We start from the raw sequence: 20,543 nt of genomic DNA on the forward strand, positions 1-20,543 counted from the left end.
CGGTCGTCAACCCGTTCGACCCCGCCGAGCATCCGCCGGGCGCGTAGGATCCGACAGCCGGACAACCGGGGCGAGTGCGAGGACGTGGCGTGAGTTTTGAACTCGGAGTCTGGCTCGGGGCCGAACCGATCACCGCGCAGGAGGCGCTTCGCAGGTATCTCGTCTGGAGCCGGAGCGACGCCGTCCCCGGTGAGCCGCGCCCGGAGACGGCGGCCTTCTACGAGGAGCTGACCTCGCTCTTCCCCGACCTGACCGCCGAGAACTACGCGGTCTCACCGTGGTCCGCACCGCTGATCGTGGGGGAGGAGTTCGTGCTGATGGACGCGGTCTTCCCGCGCGCCGGAGAGGTGTGCCGCGTGGTGCTGGAGCTGGCCCGGCGGCACCCTCTGGTGTTGTTCGAACCGTAGGCCCGGAGCGCGATGCGGTACACCGCCGTCGGCGCGATCGACTCCCGGGAAGCGGGCGACGGCTAACCGGGACGCCCCCTCCGCCCAGAGCGCGTCCGCCTCCGGGGGGAGACGGTGTCCGCCCAGCGGTTGATCTTCTGCTCGCCGGGGCTCCAACGGCCCGTTCCTGTCCGTGCCGCTGCCTAATGTCCCTCGTGGCGAAGGCGCCGCACGCTTGCGTCCGGGCGATCCGGACCGGTTCTCGGGAGATGCCGTCATGACCGTGTGGGAAGAAGTCCGCGACCTCATCGGCACCGGTGATGCCTTCAAGGTCGCGGCCAGGGTCGCCGACCTCGACGACGCCGGGCGGAGGGAGGTGGCCCGGGAACTGCCGGGTCACATCCAGGAGGCCCGCGAGGAGGTGGCACGGCGGCTGCGTGAGCGCGGGAAGGAGTACGACCGAATCAGGCTGGCCCGGGGGGAGGCGTACAAGCGGTTCGCCCGCGAGTGCGGGGTGCCCGAGCGTGAGATCCACCTGCGGTGGGCGGAGACCCTCGGCTGGGGAGGCGACATGGAGGGCACCTGGGAGGGGCCCCGGAACGATCGGGAGTACCGCAGGGCGTTCCCGTCCACGTTCGACGCCGATGCCTGGATCGACCCGATGCGGGTCGCGGGGGCGGGCACGCTCCCCGGTGCGGCGGCCGTGGTCGCCTGGCTCGGCCGGAGCGACTTCGAACGCCGCCATCGCTCCGCCGACCTCGTCGAGCCGGTGCTCCAGGCGGTCGCCACCCGCCCCGCCGAGTGGCAGGCCGATCTCGTCGTACGGCTCGCGCTGCGGATCCGCGTCCGGCCCAGGCGGTGGGAAGGCGACCTCGGAGACCGGAACCTGCCGCTCGCCCTGGCGCTGCTGCGCCACACCGGTGCCACACCGCCCGACCACGACCCGCTCGTGGTCGGCTGGGCCGACACACCGCCGACCGCGGAGCGGCTGCGCGAGGACCCGCTGCTCGACGTGCTGCTGCCCAGGCTCTTCCAGGCGCAGGGGGTGGGCCGCGCGCTGCGCGAGGAGCGGGCCGACCCGCTCGCCGCCGAGTCGTGGCTGGGCGCACTGCGCACCCTGGCCGCCGAGGGAAGGGTGAGCCGGGAGGCGTTGCTGGAGGGCTGCGTGGGCCGGTTCCTGCGCGGGGGCGGCGCGACCGACCTGCGGTTCTTCGCCCGCCTGCACGAACTGCTCGAACCGTCTCCCGCCGAGGTGGCCTCCCGCGCCGGTGACTACCTGCGGCTGCTGCCGTCGGCGCCGGGGCCGGTGGCCGAGCTGTCGCTCAGGCACCTGCGCCACCTGGACTCCCTCCCGCAGGACGATGCGAACGACCTCGACTCCGACGACGTGAGCGAGGCCCTGTCCGGCCTGCTGTTCCGCGCGGAGAGCGGGCTGGTCAGGTCCGGGCTGGCCTGGCTGGACCGGTTCCTCCAGCGGGAGCCGGAACGGGCCGACGAGCTGTCGTCGGCCCTGGTGGCGGCGCTCGGCCACGAGGCGCCCGCAGTCCAGGAGCGGGCCGTGCGCCTGCTGGTCGGGCACGCGGCGGCCTTCGGCCCGCTCGGTGCCGAGGCCGTACGGGACGGGGCCGGGCAGCTTCCCGCCGGCCTGTCCAACAGGCTGGTCGGGGTCTTCGGCGGAGATCTCCAGGAGGAACCCGAGCCCGAGCCGGAGCCGGAGGAGCCCTTCGTCCCCGGCACGCTCCCCGCGCCGCCGCCAGCCACTGCGTTCCCGGTGCCGCGGACGCCCCAGCAGGTGGTCGCCCTGTACGGGAAGAAGGACTGGGTCGAGGCCGAGGGGTTTCTCGGCGGGTTCGTCCGCCTCGCCGCCGAAGATCCCGGTGGGCTCCGGGACGCGCTGGCGGCACACCCCGCGAGGCAGCCGACGCAAGGCAGCTGGACGAGTCCCGAGTGCTGGGGTGCCGCGATCGTGGCGGAGTTCGTCGATCCCGGCGCGGAACCCCTTCCGGATGGCCTCGCCTCCCCGGAGGAGACCAGATCCGGGTGCGGGATCCGCCCTGCCGGCCCGCGACCGGAGTCGCCGTGGACGAGGCTTCCCGGCCGGGATGAGGTCTGCGCGCCGGAGTGGCTCGTGCTGCGTCGTCACGCGGAGATCCTGGTCGCGCTCAAGGAGGGTGTCCTGCCGCCGTTGCTGCTGGCCACGCCCACCCTCTCCACCGGCCATCTCGACCCCGTGGAGCTGGTCGCCCGGATCGAGGAGCTGGAGGCGGCGGGGGTGGAGCCGCTCCCGGCCGATCTGGCGCAGGCGCTGCTCAGGCTGCCCAGGACCGCCGACCCCGCCGCGGTGACACGGGCCGCCGCGCTGACCTCGGCGGCCGGGCGTGAGGCCGCCCGCCGGCTGGCGGGGAACGGGCTGCCCGATCCGGTGGTGACCGTCCGCCGGTTCTGCTCTCCCGGTGCGAAGCCGGGCTGGAAGCTCACGGAGGACCCGGCCGGACACTGGCTCGACGAGCGCGAGCCGCAGCGGGTTCTCGAAGCGTGGCAGACCCTGGCGGTGGCCTCCATCACGCTGAGCGGCATCACGCCGAGCGGCATCATCCCGAGTGACATCACCCCGGGCGCACCGGCCGGTGAGCGGACGGTCTGTGCCGCGGCGTCGCTGATCGCCGAACTCCTGGTCTCGCCGCCCCGGTTCCTGGAGGAGGGGCGCGGCCATCACGGCAAGCTGATCGGCTGGTGGCCGGGCGTCATGCCGTCCCACCGCGAGGTGATCGCCGCGCACATGGTCCCGCTCCGGTTTCGCAGCGACTGGACCGGTGGCCTCGTCGACGGGCCGCGGCTCACCGACCTCGCGTGCGCGCAGGGACCGGTCGGGCAGGCGACCGCCCTGCTGCTGGTGGAACGGCTCGCCCTGAGCATGTCGGTGTACCGGCGCCGGGCCGTGCAGTACCTCCTGGCCACCGGGGACCTGCCCGCCGCCCAGCTGGGCGCGGAGTTCGGGGAGCGGATACGCCGGTCCTGGCTCTCGATCTCCACGTTCCGGACGATCATGGAGGACGCCGTCTGCGTGGGCACCCACCGCGAGGCGTGGACCATGATCGCCGCCGCCCTGCCCGGCCTGCTGGCCGTTTCTGGCGGGCGGCCCCCCAAGGAACTGGTCGACTTCCTCGCCTTCGCCCGCCGGGTGGCCCGGCAGGCGAAGGCGACCGGCGAGATCCCCGAGGTCACGGCGGTCGCCGGGCGCAAGGGCTCCACCCAGGTCATCCGCGAGTGCCGCGGGCTGCGCGACCTGCTCTCCGCGTCGTGACAGCCGGACGGCGGCGTTCTCGATCGGCGTCGGTCACGGTCAGCGGCTGACCCCGTCGGACGGGCGGAGCAGGTCGAGGTCGGCGCGGCGGGGGAGGCTCTCCCAGTCGCCGTCGGCGGTCACCGCGAAGGCCCCGGCGGCGGAGGCGGTGGCGAGGCGCCGCTCGGAGGTCGCCCCGGCGAGGGTCTCGGCGATCCAGCCGGCGGCGAAGGCGTCCCCGGCGCCCACCGGGTCGAGCTCGGCGACCCGGTGGGGCTCCGCGTGCCGTACGGCGCCGTCGGAGAGCTCGACCGCGCCGAGGGCGCCGCGCTTGATGAGGACGTGGCGCGGGCCGAGGTCCGACAGGGCGTGGGCCAGGGTGAGCGGGTCGTCGCCCTCGACGATCAGCCTGGCCTCGGCCTCGGTGGCGAACAGGACGTCCACGGCGGCGACGGTCTCGCGCAGCGCGGCGGACGCCTCGGCGGGCGTCCACAGGGCCCGGCGGTAGTTGACGTCCATCGACACGATCGCGCCCGCGTCGCGGGCCTCGACGATCGCGGCCCGCACCGCCTCGGCGGCCGACGCCGACAGCGCGAGGGTGATACCGGTGACGTGCAGCACGCGTGCCGAGCGGATCAGCGAGACGTCCAGGTCGGCGGGGCGGAGCCGGGATCCGGCGCTCGCCGAGCGGTAGTAGCGCACGTCGACCACCTCGGACGTGCGCCTGCTCTTGATCATCAGGCCGGTGGGCGCCTCGGGATCGACCAGCATCCCCCGTACGTCGACGCCCTCGCCGGCCAGCGTCGAGCGGAGCAGTTCCCCGAACTCGTCGGCGCCCACCCTGCCGATCCAGGCCGCGCGCCCGCCGAGGCGGCAGACGCCGATGGCCACGTTGGACTCCGCGCCACCCACGCCGAGCCCGAAGTCGCGGGCGTGCCTGAGCGGGCCGGTACGCCGCGCGCTGAACAGCGCCATGCTCTCGCCGAGCGTTACCAGGTCGGTCATGGGAGAGGAGTCGTCCTTAGGGAGGTCGGTGCCGGTTTCGCCGGTCAACGGGTCGTGCCGGTGGTGAGGTCGACACCGGTCCTGGCGTCGGCGGACGGACCGTGTCCGGTTTCGCCGGTCACCGGGTCGCCCCGAGCTTCCTGGAGATGCGCAGGGCCGTCTCGGCCACCAGGGGTCCCAGCTCTCGTACCCTCGTGGCGGTGATCCGGGAGGTGAGGCCCGAGATGGAGATCGCCGAGATGGCGACGTCGTTGTGGTTGAAGATCGGCGCCGCGACGCAGCGCACCTCGGGCTCGTTCTCCCGGTCGTCGACCGAGTAGCCCCGCTGCCGGATCCGGCCCAGCTCGGTACGGAGGCGCGCGGCGTCGGTGATGGTGTGCCGGGTGACGTACGGCAGCCCGGCGGTCACGATCTCCTCGACTGCCTCCTCCGGCTGCCAGGCGAGGATCGCCTTGCCCACGGCGGTGCGGTAGACGGGAGCGCGGCTGCCGATGCGCGAGGCCATGCGCACGTTGGTCTCGTTCTCGACCTTGTCGATATAGACCACGTCGGGCGGTTCGTAGACCACGAGATGGACCGTCTCCCTGGCCTCCGTCATCAGCCGGTGCGACTCCTCGGCGGCCACGGTCCGCAGGTCGAGCGTGGCCAGGTAGGCCTGCCCGAGGTGGAGGGCGCCGCTACCCAGCCGGTAGGCGCCGCTCCTGCGGTCGCGCTCCAGCAGCCTGGCCTCGATGAGCGGGGTGGCCAGCCGGAGCACAGTGCTCTTGGACATGCCGAGCGCCTCGGCGAGCCGGGTGAGCGACAGGCCGTGGCCCGCGCCCGCGTGGTCGCGTACGTGCGCGAGGACGGCGAGGGCACGCCGGAGCGAGGCCGACTGGTTGCGTTCCGGGGCGGGCTCACTCATCACGGCTTTCCATGGTGCTCCGGCAGATCGAATACCAGGTCAAGGTAGGCGAGCACGCCACCTCGCGCCAGCTTGCAGCACAACCTTCTGCACTGCACAACAAATCGGTGATCTGCTTCCCGTGGCGGACGGGGCTTCCTAGGGTCTGCCGCCAACAGGAGGAGGCGCTTTGAAGTTCCTGAACGTGGCCGTGGCGGGTGTGGCCCTGCTGGCCCTCGCCGCGTGCGCGCCGTCCACCGCCCCGTCGGCGGGCGGCGGCGACGAGAAGTCCGGAACCCTGCGGGTCTGGCTCTTCGACGAGCCCAACCGTGCTCCCAAGGAGAAGGTGGTGGAAGAGGCGATCAAGGAGTTCACCGCGGCCAACGCGGGGGTGAAGGTCGAGGTCACCTACATCCCGACGACGCCGGCCCGGCACGAGAAGTTCAAGGGCGCGTTCAACGACCCGGCCAGCGCCCCCGACGTCGCCGAGTACGGCAACACCGACCTGGCCGAGTACGCCGCCGCGGGCGGCTTCGCCGACCTGAGCGCCGACCTCGCGAGCTGGCCGGAGGGCAAGGACGTCGGCACGGACCTGCTCGGGTCCGCGACCGTCGACGGCAAGGTCTACGGCCTGCCGTGGTATATCGGCATCCGGGCCCTCTACTACCGCACCGACGTCTTCGAGGAACTCGGCCTCAAGCCGCCCACGACGATCAAGGCTCTGACCGAGACCGCCCGCGAGATCCGTGAGAAGAAGCCCGACCTGTACGGCGTCGCCGTCGGAGGGGAGTACACCTTCGGCGCGCTGCCCTTCGTCTGGGACGCCGGAGGCGACATCGAGAGCCTCGACGGCGACGCCGCCCGCAAGGGTGTGAAGAACTACACCGACCTGCTCAAGGATGACAACTGCCCGCCGCAGGCGTGTGCGAGCCTCACCGGCGGCAAGACCGTCGAACTGTTCGCCAGTGGCAAGGCCGCGATGGGCATCCTGGGCAACTTCAGCAGGTCCGCGGTGGATGCGGGCGCGGCGGCGGGCAAATACGCGGTGGTGCCGCTGCCGGGCACCGAGGAGGGGACGATCGCCCCGGCCTTCTCCGGCGGCAACAACCTCGGCGTCATGAAGAACAGCGGGCACCGCTCGCTGGCCGTCAAGTTCGTCCAGTTGCTGGGTGGCAAGACCTACCAGACCAAGATGTACGAGGCCATGGGTAACCTGCCCACCCTGACCTCCGCGCGGGACGAGCTCGCGGCCTCGGACCCCTTCCTCAAGCCGTTCCTCGACACCGTCGCGGCGGGCACCCGCTTCGTGCCGATCGACCCGGCCTGGGTGAAGATCGACAACCAGAAGGTCATCCCGACCATGCTGCAGAAGATCGCCACGGGGCAGTCCACAGTCGAGCAGGCCACCGAGGAGGCCGCCACGGCGGTGAAGGCGGCGTTCGGCCGGTCATGACCACCGCCACCACGACGACGGCGGGCTCCGGGGCCGGGGTCCGCCGGGCGGTGCCGCGCCCCGGCGGCGGGCTCAGGCCGTGGCTCTACCTGCTGCCCTCTGCCGCCGTGCTGCTGCCGCTCTTCGGCTACCCGATCTACATGCTCGGCCTGCTGTCGGTGTTCGACTACCGGCAGGCCCAGGTCAGCGGGGGAGAGCCGACGAGGTTCATCGGCTTCGAGAACTACGCGACGCTCCTGGGCGACCAGCGCTTCTGGTCGGTGCTGGCGCAGACCCTGGTGTTCGCCGCGGCCCTGGTGGTCGCGACGCTGGCCGTCGGCGCGACCCTCGCCGTCGTGCTCACCAGGGCGGGCCGGGTGCCCCGGCTGCTGCTGTCGCTGGCGGCCATGGCCGCCTGGGCCGCGCCCGCCATGACCGGCTCGACGGTCTGGATGTTCCTCTTCGACGCCGACCTGGGCCTGGTCAACCAGGTCCTGGGCATCGAGGGCTATAACTGGTTCTACGACAAATGGGTGACCTTCGGGGTGGTCGGTGCCACGGTGGTCTGGCACTCCTTCCCATTCGTCATGGTGACCCTCTACGCCGGGATCCAGGCCATTCCGGTCTCCGTCCTGGAGGCGGCAGCCCTGGACGGCGCCTCCGCGTGGAACTCGTTCTGGCAGATCATCGTGCCGATGCTGCGGCCGCTGATCACGATCGTGGTCATTCAGTCGATCATCTGGGACTTCAAGATCTTCACGCAGATCTATGTGATGACCAACGGCGGCGGCATAGCGGGGCAGAACTCGGTGCTCAACGTCTACGCCTACCAGACGGCCTTCGGCTCGTCGGAGTACGGGCTTGGCGCGGCGATCGGCGTCGTCATGACCCTGATCCTGCTCACGGTCACCCTCTTCTACATCCGTGCCCTCTACCGTACGGGGGAGAAGCTGTGAGCAGGTCCCGCCTGGTCGCCAACGCGGTGGCGCTGGTCACCGCGTTCGTCACCTTCTTCCCGATCTACTGGATGGTGCTCTCCGCGCTCAAGCCCGCCGGGGAGATCCAGTCACTCCAGGTGCGCCCATGGACCCTGGCACCCACCTTCGAGCACTTCCGGCGGGTGCTCGGTGGCGAGAACTTCGGCCGCTACCTTCTCAACAGCCTGGGTGTCGCCCTGACCGTCGTCGTCCTGTCCGCGCTGGTGGCCTTTCTCGCCGCGGTCGCGGTGACCCGGTTCCGTTTCCGGTTCCGTACCACCGTGCTGATCATGTTCCTGGTGGCGCAGATGGTGCCGGTGGAGGCGCTCACCATCCCGCTGTTCTTCCTCGTCCGCGACCTCGGCGGGGTGGTGCCCGGAGTGGGCCTCAACACCCTGGGCTCGCTCGTCCTGGTCCACCTGGCGTTCTCGCTGCCGTTCGCCGTCTGGATGATGAGGGGGTTCGTGGCCGCGGTGCCCGAGACGCTGGAGGAGGCTGCGATGATCGACGGCGCGAGCCGGCCGGTGATCCTGTGGCGGATCCTCTTTCCCCTCGTCGCGCCGGGACTGGTCGCCACGAGCGTCTTCTCGTTCATCACCGCCTGGAACGACTTCATCTTCGCCAGGACCTTCATCATCTCGGCCAGGGACAACCAGACGCTGCCCTCGGCCCTGCTGGTCTTCTTCAAGCCCGACGAGAACGACTGGGGCGGCATCATGGCGGCCTCGACGCTGATGACCGTTCCTGTGCTGATCTTCTTCGTGGCCGTCCAGCGCAGGCTGGTGGCCGGGCTGGGTGGGGCGGTGAAGGACTGACACCCGCCGGGCTCCGTTCCCCTCTGTACCGATAATTTTTGCCTGGACCAGGGCAGAACTGTCCCTCGGGATGGTTGACAGGCCAAAATTGGTCCGTGGTCAGGATCGGATCGGTAGGAATGAGCGATTGCGAGGGTGGGAGGCTTCCGCCAGTTCTGGGCCAGTTGTTCGCTGACGAGGCCGACGGGAGCAGCGGGGGCGAGGGCCGGAGGCTCTCGGTGGACCTGCCACCGGGTGACGTGGTGTGGCCCGACCCCGGTTACGCTCAGCTCTCCTTTCGTCGCCGTCCGGCGTTCTGGCTCAGTGAGGTGGCCGTCTCAGGTGAGTACTGGGCACGGCTGCGGGCGCAGCACGAGCACTCCGGCCTGTGGCCGGTGCTGCTGGAGGACTCGGTGCAGCCCTGGTCGGCCGGTCAGATCGCCCCGGACACCGCCGTCGAGATCGACAACTACCACGCCGCCGCGTTCATGGGCGAGGTCTGGTCCGACTGGATCGCCAAGGCTCACATCGACCAGCTCGAAATCCTCGCCCCCTTCGGAGTCGAATGTCCGGGTCCGGCCCCGGCGGGAAGGCTCGCCGCCGATCCCGGTGTGGTCGCCGACTGGTACGCGGGCCTGGTGGCCGAGCGCAGGACCCCGCTCGGACTCGTCGCGGTCGAGCGCGGGGCCGACGCCCTCGCCGTCATGGGCTGGCAGGGCGCCCTGAACCACAACGAGTGGATGGTCCCGCTCGCGGCGGTGGTACGGAGCTGGGAGGACAGGTTCGGGGTGCGGCTGGTCGGGATGGGGTTCAACACCCTCGACCTCAGCGTCGCCGCGCCCCCGACGACCTCGGAACACGCCCTGCACGTCGCCGCGGAGCACTGGACGTTCTGCCCCGACAGCATCATCCAGGGCGCGGGGAACCTCATCGACTACGCCGAGCAGATCAAGGGCAGGAACGCCTGGTCGTTCTGGTGGGACTGAGCTCGCCCGTCGTGGGTCCCCCTTCGTCGAGGGAGGGCTTCCTCGGAGAGCGTGTATTCCCCAATGTGGACCTTTGAGGGTGATCTACCTCGGGGATGGTCTCTCCCCGGGCGTGGAAGGGCTTCGGGTACGGGGCGCGGGGTGTGGATCACCCTCGCGCGACTGGGCTCCTCGTGGGCGCGGAAGGCCCTCGGATACGGGTCTCCGGGGTGTGAAACCCGAGATCGGCAAGACGTTCTCGCTGGTAGGGCGGTTGTTGGTGGGACGGGGTCTCCGATGGGCTTCTCTTGAAGCTTGTAGGTAGATCTTCTGGGGTTTTCATGACATTTGCTTTGCTTTGTCCGGTTTCGGTGGGTAGTGTCCACGGATATCGGTTGGCGACCTGCCCTTCACAAGAGGGAGCGGCCGGCCGACGTCGAATCCCACCGGGCCCGCAGGGTCCAGGGAACCGGGGAACCACTTTCCCGGGGTGAATCCGCCGCGAATGTGCGGCGGTAGGGCAACTCCATCGCCCGAACCCGTCAGCTAACCCGGTAGACGAGCTGGAGAGGAGATCCCCCTCATGGATCACCGCGTCACCGCGTCGGTGCCCGCCCTGCCCGTGCCGACCACCTGAACTTCATCTCCGTCCTTCGTCGCCGCGCCTGAGCGCGGCACCTGGACCGTGCTCCGCGTAGCGATCCGCTGATCTCGCCACGCCGCTTTTCCGAAGAGCGCGTCCCCGCCAGTGCACCCCTTGCCGTGTGTCGCAGCTGGCTGCCCCGTTCCCTCGTGAAAGAGCCCCTTCTTCATGCATCTCCCCTTTGACCTGCCCAAGAACGGTCTGATCAAGAACCTCTCGTACAAGAACCGTCTCATCACCGCCGCCCTCGTCGGCGCGAGCGTGCTCGTCTCCGGCGGCGTCGCCTCCGCGCTGCCCGCCTCCCCCGCCTCCGCCGCCCCGGCCTCCGCCGCCTCCCCCGGCACGGACACCGAGGTGGCCGCCAACGAGGTCGTGCTCCTCCAGGGCTCGACCAGGGCCTCCTACTTCTGGGACGACTCCTCGGGCCGGGCCGGCGACACCGGTCTGCCGGCCAGTGGCAAGCCGATGCAGAAGGGCATGATCGCCAGCCCGAGCTGGCCCCTGTTCACCGAGGGCTACGTCGTCTACAAGGGCAAGAAGGCCAAGTTCTTCGTCGGTGACCGCGGTCCCGGCGTGCCCTCCAACGTGGGCGTCATGATCGACCTTGACGCCAAGACCTTCGCCGACCTGACCGGTGGCCGGTTCAACCCCGGCACGCTCGGTGTGGACGGTAACGGCGGCATGGGCCACATCGACGTCAAGTACGTGGTCACCAAGTGGGGTGACGGCGTGGGCAAGAAGAACCACCCCGTGGCGTTCTCCACCGGTGCCTGGCGTTACCGGGACGCGAACCCGGCGAAGCCTCCGCAGACCGTCCTGGTCAAGGACGAGCAGTCCAAGAAGGCTGTGAAGACCCAGCAGGTGAGCCAGACGTTCGCCAAGCCCAAGATCATGTCCGAGCCCCTCACCGCGCCCGGGGCGATCGTCGCCGCCAAGCCGATCGCCCTGTCCGGCGCCGATGCCAAGGCCGCCGAGCAGGGTGTCCGGGACCTGGCCGCCACCGCCCCGGTGGCGGCCGCGACCCCGGCCGGGCCCTCCGCCACCACGGCCGCCACCCTGGCCCTGGCGGGAGTGCTCGCCGCGGGCGGTGCCACCTACCTGGTCGCCGGCCGCCTCCGCCGCAGGGCGGTCGCTGAGGAGAGCTGAGGCCCGGCGCGATCTCCGGCCGTCCCGCACCGACGCGATCGATGAGCTCACCGCCCCGGTAACGCCCGGGCGGTGAGCTCCTGCCGCGGCCCGTGCCCTTTCTGAAAGGGCACGGGCCGCGGCAGGATCAGACCTCGAGCCTCTCCTCGATGCCGCGCAGGACGTGCCGCGCGAGCGCGAGGTTGGCCCGGTTCCGGTCGAGGGCCATGTAGATGAACAGGCCTTTGCCGCTCCGGCCGGAGAGCGGGCGGATCACGTGGTACTGCGTGCCGAGCGTGATGAGGATGTCCTCGATGCCGTCCTTGAGACCGAGCGACTCCATGGTCCGCATCTTGGCCTTGACGACCTCGGTGTTACCCGCGGCCGCCACCTGGAGGTCGAGATCCTTGGAACCGCCGAGCGCGCCCAGCGCCATCCCGCTGTTGTAGTCGACGATGACCGCGCCGATGGCGCCGTCGATCGCCATCATCTCCTTGAGAGAGATGTCCATGTTGCCCATTTCTGTCTCCGATCACTGGGTTATCGACATGCGCGAGGTGATGGCGGCCAATCTGGCCGCCGTCTTGCGACCCTCCAGCCGGAGCAGCCCGAGGTTGGTCCCCGGGCGTGCCAGGACTGTGAGGACGATCTTGGGTCCGGCGGCGTAGCAGGCCGCGTAGCCGTTGGTGCCGGAGATCAGCGTCTCCTCGAAGGTGCCCTTGCCGGCCATGCCCGTCATCCGGCGGCTGAGGGCCAGGAGCGCGGAGGAGAGCGCGCCGGTCTGCTCGGCGGCGGTGTCGCGGCCCAGATCACTGGCCAGGGTCAGGCCGTCGACGCTGCACACGATGCTCCCGTCCACGTCGGGGATGCGCTCTCGCAGCAGCGCCATCTCCCGGCGTATCTCCTCACGCAGTTCCACCGACACCCTCCTTCCGATCAGCTTCAGCGTCCGCAGCCTTATCGGCGGCATCGAACCAGGCTCAAGTCAGTGCCTCCAATGCGTTCCTGAGCCGGATGAGCAGGTTGACGTCGGTCGGATCCCCGGTGGCTCCGGGGAGCGACGCAGGCGTCGCCAGGGAGCCCGTTCCGGCTGCCGGGATCTCCGTGGCCCCCCTCGTCCGTCTCGGCAGCGGGTCCTGCGCGGCGGGTGCGGCGGCCGCGTCGGGTTCCGGGACGCGCAGCAGCCCACGGGAGGCGAGCTGCCGTACGGCGAGCAGCACCGAGTACGCCGGGCGGCCCAGCTTGCGTGCCAGGTCGGCCGGGGTCGCCGTGGAGTCGGCGCCGACCAGCACCTCCCACTGCAGCGAGCTCAGCACCACCCGCTGGGCGGCGATGCGCCTCCGCGGGACGACCGGGAGCGTGTCCAGCTCCGCGGACGGCCAGGTCTGTTCCAACTGCGCCTTCCTCCGCTTGCACTCCCGGAGCAGGCCGGCCGCGTCGAAGTACCACTGCGGTCCGAGCCAGTGCCGCTCTCCCCGCCGGAACCTGGGCCGGTGCCCGGTCGACTCCAGCAGGAAGTAGCTGGCGTCGAGCACCGTGCTCAGCACGCAGAACTCCAGCTCGCCCCTGGTGAGCAGACCCTGGGCGAGGAGCCGGTCGCCTCCGAGGATCTGCGGGGCGGCGACCGGCGGCTCGCCGCCCCGCAGATCCTCGGTCGCGGACTGCCTGGCCTGTCGTACGGCGTGGGCGGAGATCCCGCGGCAGGCCGCCAGCAGGTCCTCCAGCCGGGGGGCCGCCGCGCTCTCGGCGTAGGTCACGCGGCCGTCGGTGAGATAGATGGCGCCCGCCTTGCCGAGGCGGAGCGAGCCGGTGGCGCGATCACTGGCGAGCCCGCTGAGGATGATCTCGACGCTCGGCACGGCTTCACGTCGATATCAGGCGGCCGGAAAGGGCCTGGAGGCGGTGGCGGGCCAATGCCAGGTTCGACCGTTCCAGGTCGAGCCTGACGTAAATGACCAGCGGGCCGTCGAAAAGCGTTTCCAACGGCCGCAGCAAATGGTGGCCGCCGTCCGTGGTTATGATCATGTCGTCGATCCGGACGGTGCCGCCCGGTGCGGTGACGGCGAGTCCGTCCAGCGTCGCGCGCAGGGTCTCGCTCAGCCCCGCGGCCGATCGCTCCACGTCACCGTGGCGGCTCGCGCCGCCGGTCGCCACGACCGTCCCGCTGGTCTGATCGATGAGGATCGCGTCCAGGGCACCGGGGATGGCCATTACCTCAGTGAGGCAGTCTTCGATTCCGAGCACGTGCTCTCCCTTGCCGGCGACTTCAGGCGTCGCCCGGTCAGCGTAGGGAAAGCCCTCGGGATCCATCCTTTCCAGCCAGTGCCTTGATAGGAAAAAGCGTAGGATTCACCAACCGAGTAGGAAGATATACACCCCGGGTGGAAATCAACCCGTTGGCTGGTCGGTGATAATCGCCTTTTCGTCCGGCTTGAAAACAAGAATGTTCTTCACATAGGAATTCACCGCGGCGGGCAGGCCGACGTCGTTCCCGGCCTCCTCCGACAGGAACCAGCGGTGGTCGAGCACCTCGTGGAAGAACTGGGCGGGCTCCAGCTTGCCGCGCAGATTCTGCGGGACGGCCTCCACCGTGGGCTGGAAGACCTCGGCCAGCCAGCGGTGGGCCACGATCGCCTCGTCCTCGTGGCGCAGGCCGTACGACACGCGGAAGCAGTCGAGGTCGTTGAGGAGCCGCCTGGCCTGGTTCTCCTCCACGTCCAGGCCGGTGAGCCGCAGCAGCCTGCGCTGGTGGTGCCCGGCGTCCACCACCTTGGGGCGGACGATCAGCCGCCCGGTGCCCGCCTTGCGGCGGACCATCATCTCGGCGACGTCGAAGCCCAGCGAGTTCAGCCGGCGGATCCGCTGGTCGATCATGTGCCAGTCGACCTCCTCGATGATGTCGTCGGAGGTGAGCTCGCCCCAGAGGCGGTGGTAGCGCTCGCAGACGGAGTCGGCGACCTGTTCGGGGTCGATGGAGGAGTGCAGCAACCCGCCCGCCTCCAGGTCGAGCATCTCGCCGAAGATGTTGGTGTGCGCCACCTCGATGTCGTACAGCCGCTGGCCCTCACTGATCATGGGATGCAGCTCACCGGTCTCGGCGTCGACGAGGTAGGCGGCGAAGGAGCCCGCGTCCCGGCGGAACAGGACGTTCGACAGTGAGCAGTCGCCCCAGTAGAAGCCGCTGAGGTGCAGCCGTACCAGCAGCACGGCCAGGGCGTCGAGCAGCCGGTTGAGCGTCTCGGGGCGGACCGTCCCGCACATGACCGCCCGGTAGGGCAGCGAGAACTGCAGGTGCTGGGTGATGAGTGCCGAGTCGAGCGGCTCGCCGGCGGCGTCGGTCCGTCCGGTGACCACCGCCACCGGCTCGACCGACGGGGTGTCCAGCCGGCTCAGGTCCCACAGCAGGCGGTACTCGCGCTTGGCGTAGTGCTCGCTGATCTCCTTGATCGCGTACACCTTGCCCGCCAGGCGGGTGAAGCGCACCACGTGCCGGGAGATGCCGCGCGGCAGGGAGACCAGGCGGTGCTCGGGCCAGTCCTCCAGCGGGACGTCCCAGGGCAGGCGGATGAGGTCCGGATCGCTCGGGGCGCCGGTGAGCTGGAGAGGCATCGGGTCAGTCCTCGCGATGGGGGTGTACGGGGCGGGGGCCGCGTCGCGCTCGGTCCTCGCGACGAGGGCGTACGGGCAAAGGGCGGTCGTGTCGCGGTCAGTTCCCGCGGCGGGGGAACGTGGGCGGATCGAAGGCGCGCCGGACCACCGCGGCGAGCTGTTCCTCGGTGAGCACGCGGGGCTCGCCGACGCCCTTGGCCCGCACGTAGACCTCGCAGAGCCACTCCAGCAGCCTGGTCGCCTCGAAGGCCCCGTCCAGGTCGTCGCCGATCGTGACCCCGCCGTGGTTGGCCAGCAGCGCCGCGCGCCGGTCCGCCAGCGCGGCCCGGACGGAGGCGGCGAGCTCGGGCGTGCCGTAGGTGGCGTATTCGGCGACGCGGACGGTCCCGCCGAGCAGCAGGGCGTTGTAGTGGATGGGCGGCAGCTCGCTCATGGTCGTGGCGACCACGGTGCCGAAGACGGAGTGGGTGTGCACGATGGCGCCGGCCTCGGTTGTCGTATAGACCGCCAGGTGCATAGGGGTCTCCGAGGACGGCCGCAGGTCGCCCTCGACGAGGTGGCCCTCGACGTCGACGATCGGGCAGGCCTCGGGTTCCAGCCGGTCGAGGGAGACGCCGCTGGGCGTCACGGCGACGAGTTCGCCCGCGCGCACGCTGAGATTCCCCGCGGTTCCGACGACCAGTCCGGTCGTGGCGGCCCGGCGGCCGTACTCACACAGCAGGCGGCGCTGCTCGGCCAGCAACATGCCGTCAAAAGTAGGGGCTTGCGGTACCGGGCGGCAAACCCTCATTATCTGGTCTAGACCGGTTGCCGCCCCTTGGCTGCCGGCGAGCACGGTTCCTTTATCTCCCTGGCGGTGGTCGCGTCAATAATTCCAGGGAAATATCGGCCACTGTGTACCGTTCTGTCATTGAATTGCACCTCCTTGGCGTTTGGTAGCTAGCGGATAGGTCGCGAGGACATCACGGCTCGGTCTAGACCGGCCGGGAAGTCTTGACGCTGGACTCCGCGGATACGTACCTTCGGGCAAACGTTTAGGAAACTTTCCTAATTGATCCCCCGTTCAGGAGGGTTGCATGTCAAACTCGGTCGGTACGCCCGGAGACATCACCCGGCGGCAGCTGCTCCGCCGGATCGGCATGAGCGCTCTGATCGTCGGTCCAGGCGCCGGGTTGCTCAGCGCCTGCGCCACCGGTGGCGCGGCTCCGGCGGCCAGCACCTCGGCGGCCCCCTCCGCGGGTGGCGCGATCTCCGCGGCGAACCCGTTCGGCGTCGCCGCCGACGCGCCGCTTGAGGTCGTCATCTTCAAGGGCGGCCTCGGTGACAGTTACGCCACCGAGGTGCACGAGCCGCTGTACAAGAAGGCGTTCGCTCAGGCACAGGTCAAGCACGTCGCCACCCAGCAGATCGCACAGACCCTGCAGCCGCGGTTCGCCGGCGGCGACGTCCCCGACGTGATCGCCAACTCCGGCACCGACCTGATGGACAACGGCGCCCTGCAGCAGGAGGGCCAGCTTCTTGAGCTCACCGAGCTGTGGGACGCCCCCTCGATCGACGACCCGAGCAAGAAGGTCCGTGACCTGGTCGCGCCGGGCACCGTCGAGTCGGGTCTCCTCGCGGGCAAGCCGTACCTGATGAACTACGTCTTCTCCGCGTACGGCCTCTGGTACGACTCCGCGCTGTTCGAGAAGAACGGCTGGACCCCGCCGAAGACCTTCGAGGAGTTCAAGGCCTTCGCCGAGAAGGCCAAGGCCGCCGGGATCACCCCGTTCGCGTACGCGGGCAAGAACGCCTCCTACTACGCGTACTGGATGATCCTCATCTCCGCCGCGAAGATCGAGGGCAACCAGATCCTGCTCGACGTCGACAACCTCGTCGACGGAGTCTGGCAGCGCGACGCCATGAAGCAGTCCGCCGCCGCCTGGGCTGAGATCGCCAAATACATGGACAAGTCCTTTGAGGGCCTGATCCACACCGAGGTGCAGCTCCGCCAGAACCAGGGCAAGGTCGCCCTCTACCCCTCCGGTTCCTGGCTGGAGAACGAGCAGAAGGAGCAGACCCCCGAAGGCTTCAAGTACGCGCTGTCGCCCACTCCCAGCGTCACCGCGGCCGACAAGCTGCCGTTCGAGGCCATCCGCGCCGCCGCCGGCGAGGCGTACATCGTCCCGGCCAAGGCCAAGAACCCCAAGGGCGGCCTGGAGTACCTGCGCATCATGCTCTCCAAGGAGGGCGCGAGGGGCTTCACCGAGAAGTCCGGCAACATCACGGTGGTGACCGGTGCCGCCGACGGCCTGGAGCTGTCGCCGGGCAACGCCAGCCTCAGCGCCGCGCAGAGCGCCGCGGGCCAGAACATCGTCACCTTCAGCAGCTTCGAGAACTGGTACAAGGAGTTCGAGACCGAGCTGCGCAAGCAGACCAACGCGCTCATGTTCGGCCGCATCTCCGCCGACGAGTTCTGCGAGAAGATGCAGAAGGCCGCCGACAAGACCAAGGCCGACTCGTCCATCACCAAGCAGACCCGGACGGTGTAGCCCCGATGCGGCAAGGCAAGTATCCGTTCATCGTCGGCTTTCTCGCCGCGCCGGTGCTCCTCTACGTGGTCTTCGTGGTCAGCCCGTACATCCAGGCTTTCTACATCGCGGTGACCAACTGGAAGGGCATCTCGGCGAACCCTCAGTTCATCGGCCTGGAGAACTTCGCCAGGCTCCTTGACGACGAGGTCTTCTGGGCTGCGGTGCGTCACCACGGTGTTCTGCTGCTTGTCATGCCGCTGGTCACCATCGTGATCGCCCTGTTCTTCTCCTTCCTGCTCAACCTGAGCGGCGGGCAGCGGGGCGGTCGGATGACCGGGATCTGGGGCTCGAAGGTCTATCGGGTGATCTTCTTCCTGCCCCAGGTCCTGGCCGTCGCCATCGTCGGCGTGCTCTTCCAGGCGATCTACCGTCCGGACGGGACCGGCGTGATCAACGGCCTGCTCGGCAAGGTCGGCATCGAACCGGTCGGCTGGCTCATCGATCCCGACATCGCCCTGCTGGCCATCATCGGCGTGATGATCTGGCAGGCCGTCGGCTTCTACGTGGTGCTGTTCTCGGCCGGCATGTCCTCCATCCCCAAGGACGTGTTCGAGGCCGCCGCCCTCGACGGCGCGGGCAGGTTCACCCTGTTCTTCAGGATCACGATCCCGCTGCTCTGGGACACCATGCAGGTCGCCTGGGTCTATCTCGGCATCGCCGCCTTCGACGCCTTCGCCCTGGTCCAGGTCCTCTCGGTCGACCGCGGTGGGCCCGACAACGCCACGACGGTGCTCCCGATGGAGATCTGGCGCACGGCGTTCAACTTCTCCAAGTTCGGCTACGCGTCGGCGATGGGCGTGGCGCTGTTCTTCATGACCATCACGTTCGCCGCCCTCACCCTGCGCGTGACCCGGCGCGAGAGGATCGAGTTCTGATGGCCACGGACACGGCTCGCAAGCCCGCCGCCTCCCGCCCCGCCGCCCACGCGCGTGCCAGGCGGACCAGGGGCTCGCTCGGCCCCTTCGGGGTGCTGTCCCACCTCGCGCTGCTGGTCTGGGCGATCCTGATCGTCGGCCCGATCCTCTGGACGTTCCTGGCCTCTTTCAAGACCAACACCGAGATCTTCGGGGACGCCATCACGCTGCCCGCCTCCTTCGGCTGGGACGCCTGGGGCCGGGCCTGGGAGAAGGCGCACATCGGGCAGTACATGCTGAACACCGTCTTCGTGGTGGCGTGCAGCACGGCCGGCACCATGCTGCTCGGCTCGATGGCCGCGTACGTGCTGGCGCGCTACAGCTTCCCCGGCAACAGGGCGATCTACTTCCTGTTCGTGTCGGGGATGACGTTCCCGGTCTTCCTCGCGCTGGTCCCGCTCTTCTTCGTGGTGAAGAACCTGGGCCTGATCGACACCCACCTCGGCGTGATCCTGGTCTACATCGCCTACTCGCTGCCGTTCACCGTCTTCTTCCTGTCGGCGTTCTTCAAGACGCTGCCCACCTCGGTGGCCGAGGCGGCGATGATGGACGGCTGCTCGCACACCCGGACGTTCTTCCAGATCATGGTGCCGATGGCCAAGCCGGGGCTGGTCAGCATCACGATCTTCAACATCCTGGGTCAGTGGAACCAGTACCTCCTGCCGATCGTGCTGCTGTCGGGCAACGTCGAGGACAAGTGGCTGATCACCCAGGGCGTCGCCAACATCTCCACCAGCGCCGGTTACGAGGCCGACTGGCCCGGCCTGTTCGCCGCGCTGAGCATGGCCATCATCCCGGTCATGATCGTCTACATCATCTTCCAGCGCCAGATCCAGTCGGGTCTCACCTCCGGCGCGGTCAAATGACCGGATCCGGTCAAATTACCGGCTCCGGCGAGTAATCCCGAGAGTGTCGTCAGGAGTCGTTCATATTCGGAACGACTCCTGTCCCCTCTCCACGGAGAAACCCGACCCATGGCCCACCCCGACCAGGACTTCCCCTTCCCCTTCTTCGGAGCGGGGGAGGCGAGTTATTACATGTGGGCCGAGGTGCACGTCCGCTTCGCCCGGCAGCCCACGGCCTCCCAGTGCGCGGTCATCGTCGACACCGTCCCGGCACCCCTGCGCGGGGCGCTCGACTGGTGCGAGGGGCGCCAGCTCATGGTGGCCAGCGGCCTGTTCCTGCACGGTACGGTGGCCCGCTCCTACCCCGCGCTCGGCGGCGAGTCCGACCGGATCGGCGACGACGGCTGGCTGTACGCCGCGCCCTCCCGGATAGCCGCGCTCAACGCCGACATCGAGAGATGGCTGCTCCGCATTCACCGGGAGTGCCCGATCCTGGCCGCCTACCGCGCCGAGGACCCCGACAGCGGCGGCACCCGCCTGTCCGGCTGGCACGACTGGAGCCTGTCCCGGCTACCCGGTCTGCTGCCCGAGTTGGAGCCCCTCCTGGAGGGGACCAGCCACGCCACCGCCATGGCCCAGGGCATCATGGCCATGGCCCGGCGCGCCGGGAGCCTGCCCCGGCTTGGTGTCCTCGCCGGGGACGTGATCTCCTGGGAGGATGAACCTGCTTGACGACTCCGCGGTGGACGATCGGCTCACCGGCCTGCCCGAATGGCGGCGCGAGGGAGACGAGATCCGCCGGAAGATCACTGCTACCGACTTCCCGACCGCGATCCGCATCGTGGACGAGATCGCGGTCGAGGCCGAGAAGCTCAACCACCACCCCGACATCGACATCCGCTGGCGCACCCTCCACCTCGCGCTCAGCACGCACGACGCCGGCGGGCTGACGGAGATGGACTTCACCCTGGCCGCCCGCATCGACGAGATAGCCGCCGCCAACGCCTGAACGCCGAGCGGTTCGGCCGCGGGTATCGACGAGACGCGAAGGCCCACAGGCCCACCCCGGCGGCGCCGATCAGGTAGACGGGGCGGCGGCCGAGCCGGTC

The 20,543-nt window shown here is 69.7% G+C and carries 20 protein-coding genes and 1 riboswitch; of the genes, 12 read left to right on the plus strand and 8 right to left on the minus strand.

Going from position 1 to position 20,543, the window contains the following annotated elements; all coding sequences use genetic code 11:
- The first annotated feature begins 89 nt into the window (after positions 1-89).
- Positions 90-407 (plus strand): hypothetical protein, encoded by a 318-nt coding sequence (locus tag ABZU75_RS11845; protein ID WP_355552409.1) that lies wholly within the window; start codon positions 90-92, stop codon positions 405-407.
- 256 nt (positions 408-663) lie between these two features.
- Positions 664-3,690: a DUF6493 family protein gene (locus tag ABZU75_RS11850; RefSeq protein ID WP_355552412.1), complete on the plus strand. Its 3,027-nt coding sequence runs from the start codon at positions 664-666 to the stop codon at positions 3,688-3,690.
- A 39-nt stretch (positions 3,691-3,729) separates the two neighbouring features.
- Here the strand turns inward: ABZU75_RS11850 and ABZU75_RS11855 are convergent, their stop codons facing one another.
- Complete coding sequence (locus ABZU75_RS11855) at positions 3,730-4,674, minus strand: sugar kinase (protein WP_355552415.1); 945 nt, start codon at positions 4,672-4,674, stop codon at positions 3,730-3,732.
- A 118-nt stretch (positions 4,675-4,792) separates the two neighbouring features.
- On the minus strand, positions 4,793-5,578 hold the full coding sequence (locus tag ABZU75_RS11860; RefSeq protein ID WP_355552418.1) for an IclR family transcriptional regulator: 786 nt from the start codon (positions 5,576-5,578) through the stop codon (positions 4,793-4,795).
- 169 nt (positions 5,579-5,747) lie between these two features.
- Here ABZU75_RS11860 and ABZU75_RS11865 point away from each other — a divergent pair, with 169 nt between their 5' ends.
- The 5 genes from ABZU75_RS11865 to ABZU75_RS11885 all read left to right on the plus strand — a co-directional run bounded on the left by ABZU75_RS11865 (position 5,748) and on the right by ABZU75_RS11885 (position 11,514).
- A complete protein-coding gene (locus tag ABZU75_RS11865; RefSeq protein WP_355552421.1) occupies positions 5,748-7,010 on the plus strand; it encodes an extracellular solute-binding protein in 1,263 nt (420 codons plus the stop codon).
- Positions 7,007-7,945: a sugar ABC transporter permease gene (locus tag ABZU75_RS11870; RefSeq protein ID WP_355552424.1), complete on the plus strand. Its 939-nt coding sequence runs from the start codon at positions 7,007-7,009 to the stop codon at positions 7,943-7,945. The genes ABZU75_RS11865 and ABZU75_RS11870 overlap by 4 nt, the downstream gene beginning before the upstream one ends.
- On the plus strand, positions 7,942-8,781 hold the full coding sequence (locus ABZU75_RS11875; protein WP_355552427.1) for a carbohydrate ABC transporter permease: 840 nt from the start codon (positions 7,942-7,944) through the stop codon (positions 8,779-8,781). The genes ABZU75_RS11870 and ABZU75_RS11875 overlap by 4 nt, the downstream gene beginning before the upstream one ends.
- A gap of 164 nt (positions 8,782-8,945) precedes the next feature.
- On the plus strand, positions 8,946-9,746 hold the full coding sequence (locus ABZU75_RS11880) for a DUF4253 domain-containing protein (protein ID WP_355552430.1): 801 nt from the start codon (positions 8,946-8,948) through the stop codon (positions 9,744-9,746).
- 403 nt (positions 9,747-10,149) lie between these two features.
- A riboswitch (cyclic di-AMP (ydaO/yuaA leader) is annotated at positions 10,150-10,301 on the plus strand.
- A gap of 235 nt (positions 10,302-10,536) precedes the next feature.
- Positions 10,537-11,514 (plus strand): hypothetical protein, encoded by a 978-nt coding sequence (locus tag ABZU75_RS11885; RefSeq protein ID WP_355552433.1) that lies wholly within the window; start codon positions 10,537-10,539, stop codon positions 11,512-11,514.
- Between the two features lie 127 nt (positions 11,515-11,641).
- Here the strand turns inward: ABZU75_RS11885 and ABZU75_RS11890 are convergent, their stop codons facing one another.
- The 6 genes from ABZU75_RS11890 to ABZU75_RS11915 all read right to left on the minus strand — a co-directional run bounded on the left by ABZU75_RS11890 (position 11,642) and on the right by ABZU75_RS11915 (position 15,847).
- The gene (locus ABZU75_RS11890) at positions 11,642-12,013 is read right to left on the minus strand and encodes a hypothetical protein (protein WP_355552436.1); all 372 of its coding nucleotides are present in this window, start codon (positions 12,011-12,013) and stop codon (positions 11,642-11,644) included.
- A gap of 12 nt (positions 12,014-12,025) precedes the next feature.
- Positions 12,026-12,412 (minus strand): roadblock/LC7 domain-containing protein, encoded by a 387-nt coding sequence (locus ABZU75_RS11895; protein ID WP_350930394.1) that lies wholly within the window; start codon positions 12,410-12,412, stop codon positions 12,026-12,028.
- A gap of 61 nt (positions 12,413-12,473) precedes the next feature.
- Positions 12,474-13,352 (minus strand): hypothetical protein, encoded by an 879-nt coding sequence (locus ABZU75_RS11900; protein ID WP_355552441.1) that lies wholly within the window; start codon positions 13,350-13,352, stop codon positions 12,474-12,476.
- A gap of 4 nt (positions 13,353-13,356) precedes the next feature.
- Positions 13,357-13,803 carry a roadblock/LC7 domain-containing protein gene (locus ABZU75_RS11905; protein ID WP_355552444.1) on the minus strand — a complete coding sequence of 149 codons (447 nt, stop codon included), beginning with the start codon at positions 13,801-13,803 and terminating at the stop codon, positions 13,357-13,359.
- A gap of 78 nt (positions 13,804-13,881) precedes the next feature.
- Positions 13,882-15,102: a DUF4032 domain-containing protein gene (locus ABZU75_RS11910; protein WP_355552447.1), complete on the minus strand. Its 1,221-nt coding sequence runs from the start codon at positions 15,100-15,102 to the stop codon at positions 13,882-13,884.
- A gap of 97 nt (positions 15,103-15,199) precedes the next feature.
- On the minus strand, positions 15,200-15,847 hold the full coding sequence (locus tag ABZU75_RS11915) for a class II aldolase/adducin family protein (RefSeq protein WP_355552450.1): 648 nt from the start codon (positions 15,845-15,847) through the stop codon (positions 15,200-15,202).
- A 331-nt stretch (positions 15,848-16,178) separates the two neighbouring features.
- Between ABZU75_RS11915 and ngcE the strand changes: the two genes are divergently transcribed.
- From ngcE to ABZU75_RS11940, 5 genes are all read left to right on the plus strand, one after another.
- Positions 16,179-17,633: an N-acetylglucosamine/diacetylchitobiose ABC transporter substrate-binding protein gene (gene ngcE, locus ABZU75_RS11920; RefSeq protein ID WP_355552453.1), complete on the plus strand. Its 1,455-nt coding sequence runs from the start codon at positions 16,179-16,181 to the stop codon at positions 17,631-17,633.
- Positions 17,634-17,638: 5 nt separating this feature from the next.
- On the plus strand, positions 17,639-18,550 hold the full coding sequence (locus tag ABZU75_RS11925; protein WP_355552456.1) for a sugar ABC transporter permease: 912 nt from the start codon (positions 17,639-17,641) through the stop codon (positions 18,548-18,550).
- A complete protein-coding gene (locus ABZU75_RS11930) occupies positions 18,550-19,455 on the plus strand; it encodes a carbohydrate ABC transporter permease (RefSeq protein ID WP_355552459.1) in 906 nt (301 codons plus the stop codon). Before ABZU75_RS11925 ends, ABZU75_RS11930 begins: the two co-directional genes overlap by 1 nt.
- Positions 19,456-19,563: 108 nt before the next feature.
- Complete coding sequence (locus ABZU75_RS11935) at positions 19,564-20,166, plus strand: hypothetical protein (protein ID WP_350930401.1); 603 nt, start codon at positions 19,564-19,566, stop codon at positions 20,164-20,166.
- A complete protein-coding gene (locus ABZU75_RS11940; RefSeq protein WP_350930402.1) occupies positions 20,153-20,443 on the plus strand; it encodes a 4a-hydroxytetrahydrobiopterin dehydratase in 291 nt (96 codons plus the stop codon). Before ABZU75_RS11935 ends, ABZU75_RS11940 begins: the two co-directional genes overlap by 14 nt.
- Positions 20,444-20,543 lie beyond the last annotated feature (100 nt).

Origin of the sequence: Streptosporangium sp. NPDC005286 (genome assembly GCF_040607515.1) — a bacterium.
Classification (GTDB): domain Bacteria; phylum Actinomycetota; class Actinomycetes; order Streptosporangiales; family Streptosporangiaceae; genus Streptosporangium.

What these genes read in the sequence shown, in the direction of transcription:
- ABZU75_RS11925 (WP_355552456.1), top strand. Translation starts at nt 17,639, where the DNA reads ATGCGGCAAGGCAAGTATCCGTTCATCGTCGGCTTTCTCGCCGCGCCG.
- ABZU75_RS11915 (WP_355552450.1), bottom strand. Translation starts at nt 15,847, where the DNA reads ATGTTGCTGGCCGAGCAGCGCCGCCTGCTGTGTGAGTACGGCCGCCGG.
- ABZU75_RS11890 (WP_355552436.1), bottom strand. Translation starts at nt 12,013, where the DNA reads ATGGGCAACATGGACATCTCTCTCAAGGAGATGATGGCGATCGACGGC.
- ABZU75_RS11870 (WP_355552424.1), top strand. Translation starts at nt 7,007, where the DNA reads ATGACCACCGCCACCACGACGACGGCGGGCTCCGGGGCCGGGGTCCGC.
- ABZU75_RS11910 (WP_355552447.1), bottom strand. Translation starts at nt 15,102, where the DNA reads ATGCCTCTCCAGCTCACCGGCGCCCCGAGCGATCCGGACCTCATCCGC.
- ABZU75_RS11940 (WP_350930402.1), top strand. Translation starts at nt 20,153, where the DNA reads ATGAACCTGCTTGACGACTCCGCGGTGGACGATCGGCTCACCGGCCTG.
- ABZU75_RS11885 (WP_355552433.1), top strand. Translation starts at nt 10,537, where the DNA reads ATGCATCTCCCCTTTGACCTGCCCAAGAACGGTCTGATCAAGAACCTC.
- ABZU75_RS11860 (WP_355552418.1), bottom strand. Translation starts at nt 5,578, where the DNA reads ATGAGTGAGCCCGCCCCGGAACGCAACCAGTCGGCCTCGCTCCGGCGT.
- ABZU75_RS11935 (WP_350930401.1), top strand. Translation starts at nt 19,564, where the DNA reads ATGGCCCACCCCGACCAGGACTTCCCCTTCCCCTTCTTCGGAGCGGGG.
- ABZU75_RS11850 (WP_355552412.1), top strand. Translation starts at nt 664, where the DNA reads ATGACCGTGTGGGAAGAAGTCCGCGACCTCATCGGCACCGGTGATGCC.
- ABZU75_RS11905 (WP_355552444.1), bottom strand. Translation starts at nt 13,803, where the DNA reads ATGGATCCCGAGGGCTTTCCCTACGCTGACCGGGCGACGCCTGAAGTC.
- ABZU75_RS11930 (WP_355552459.1), top strand. Translation starts at nt 18,550, where the DNA reads ATGGCCACGGACACGGCTCGCAAGCCCGCCGCCTCCCGCCCCGCCGCC.
- ABZU75_RS11855 (WP_355552415.1), bottom strand. Translation starts at nt 4,674, where the DNA reads ATGACCGACCTGGTAACGCTCGGCGAGAGCATGGCGCTGTTCAGCGCG.
- ngcE (WP_355552453.1), top strand. Translation starts at nt 16,179, where the DNA reads ATGTCAAACTCGGTCGGTACGCCCGGAGACATCACCCGGCGGCAGCTG.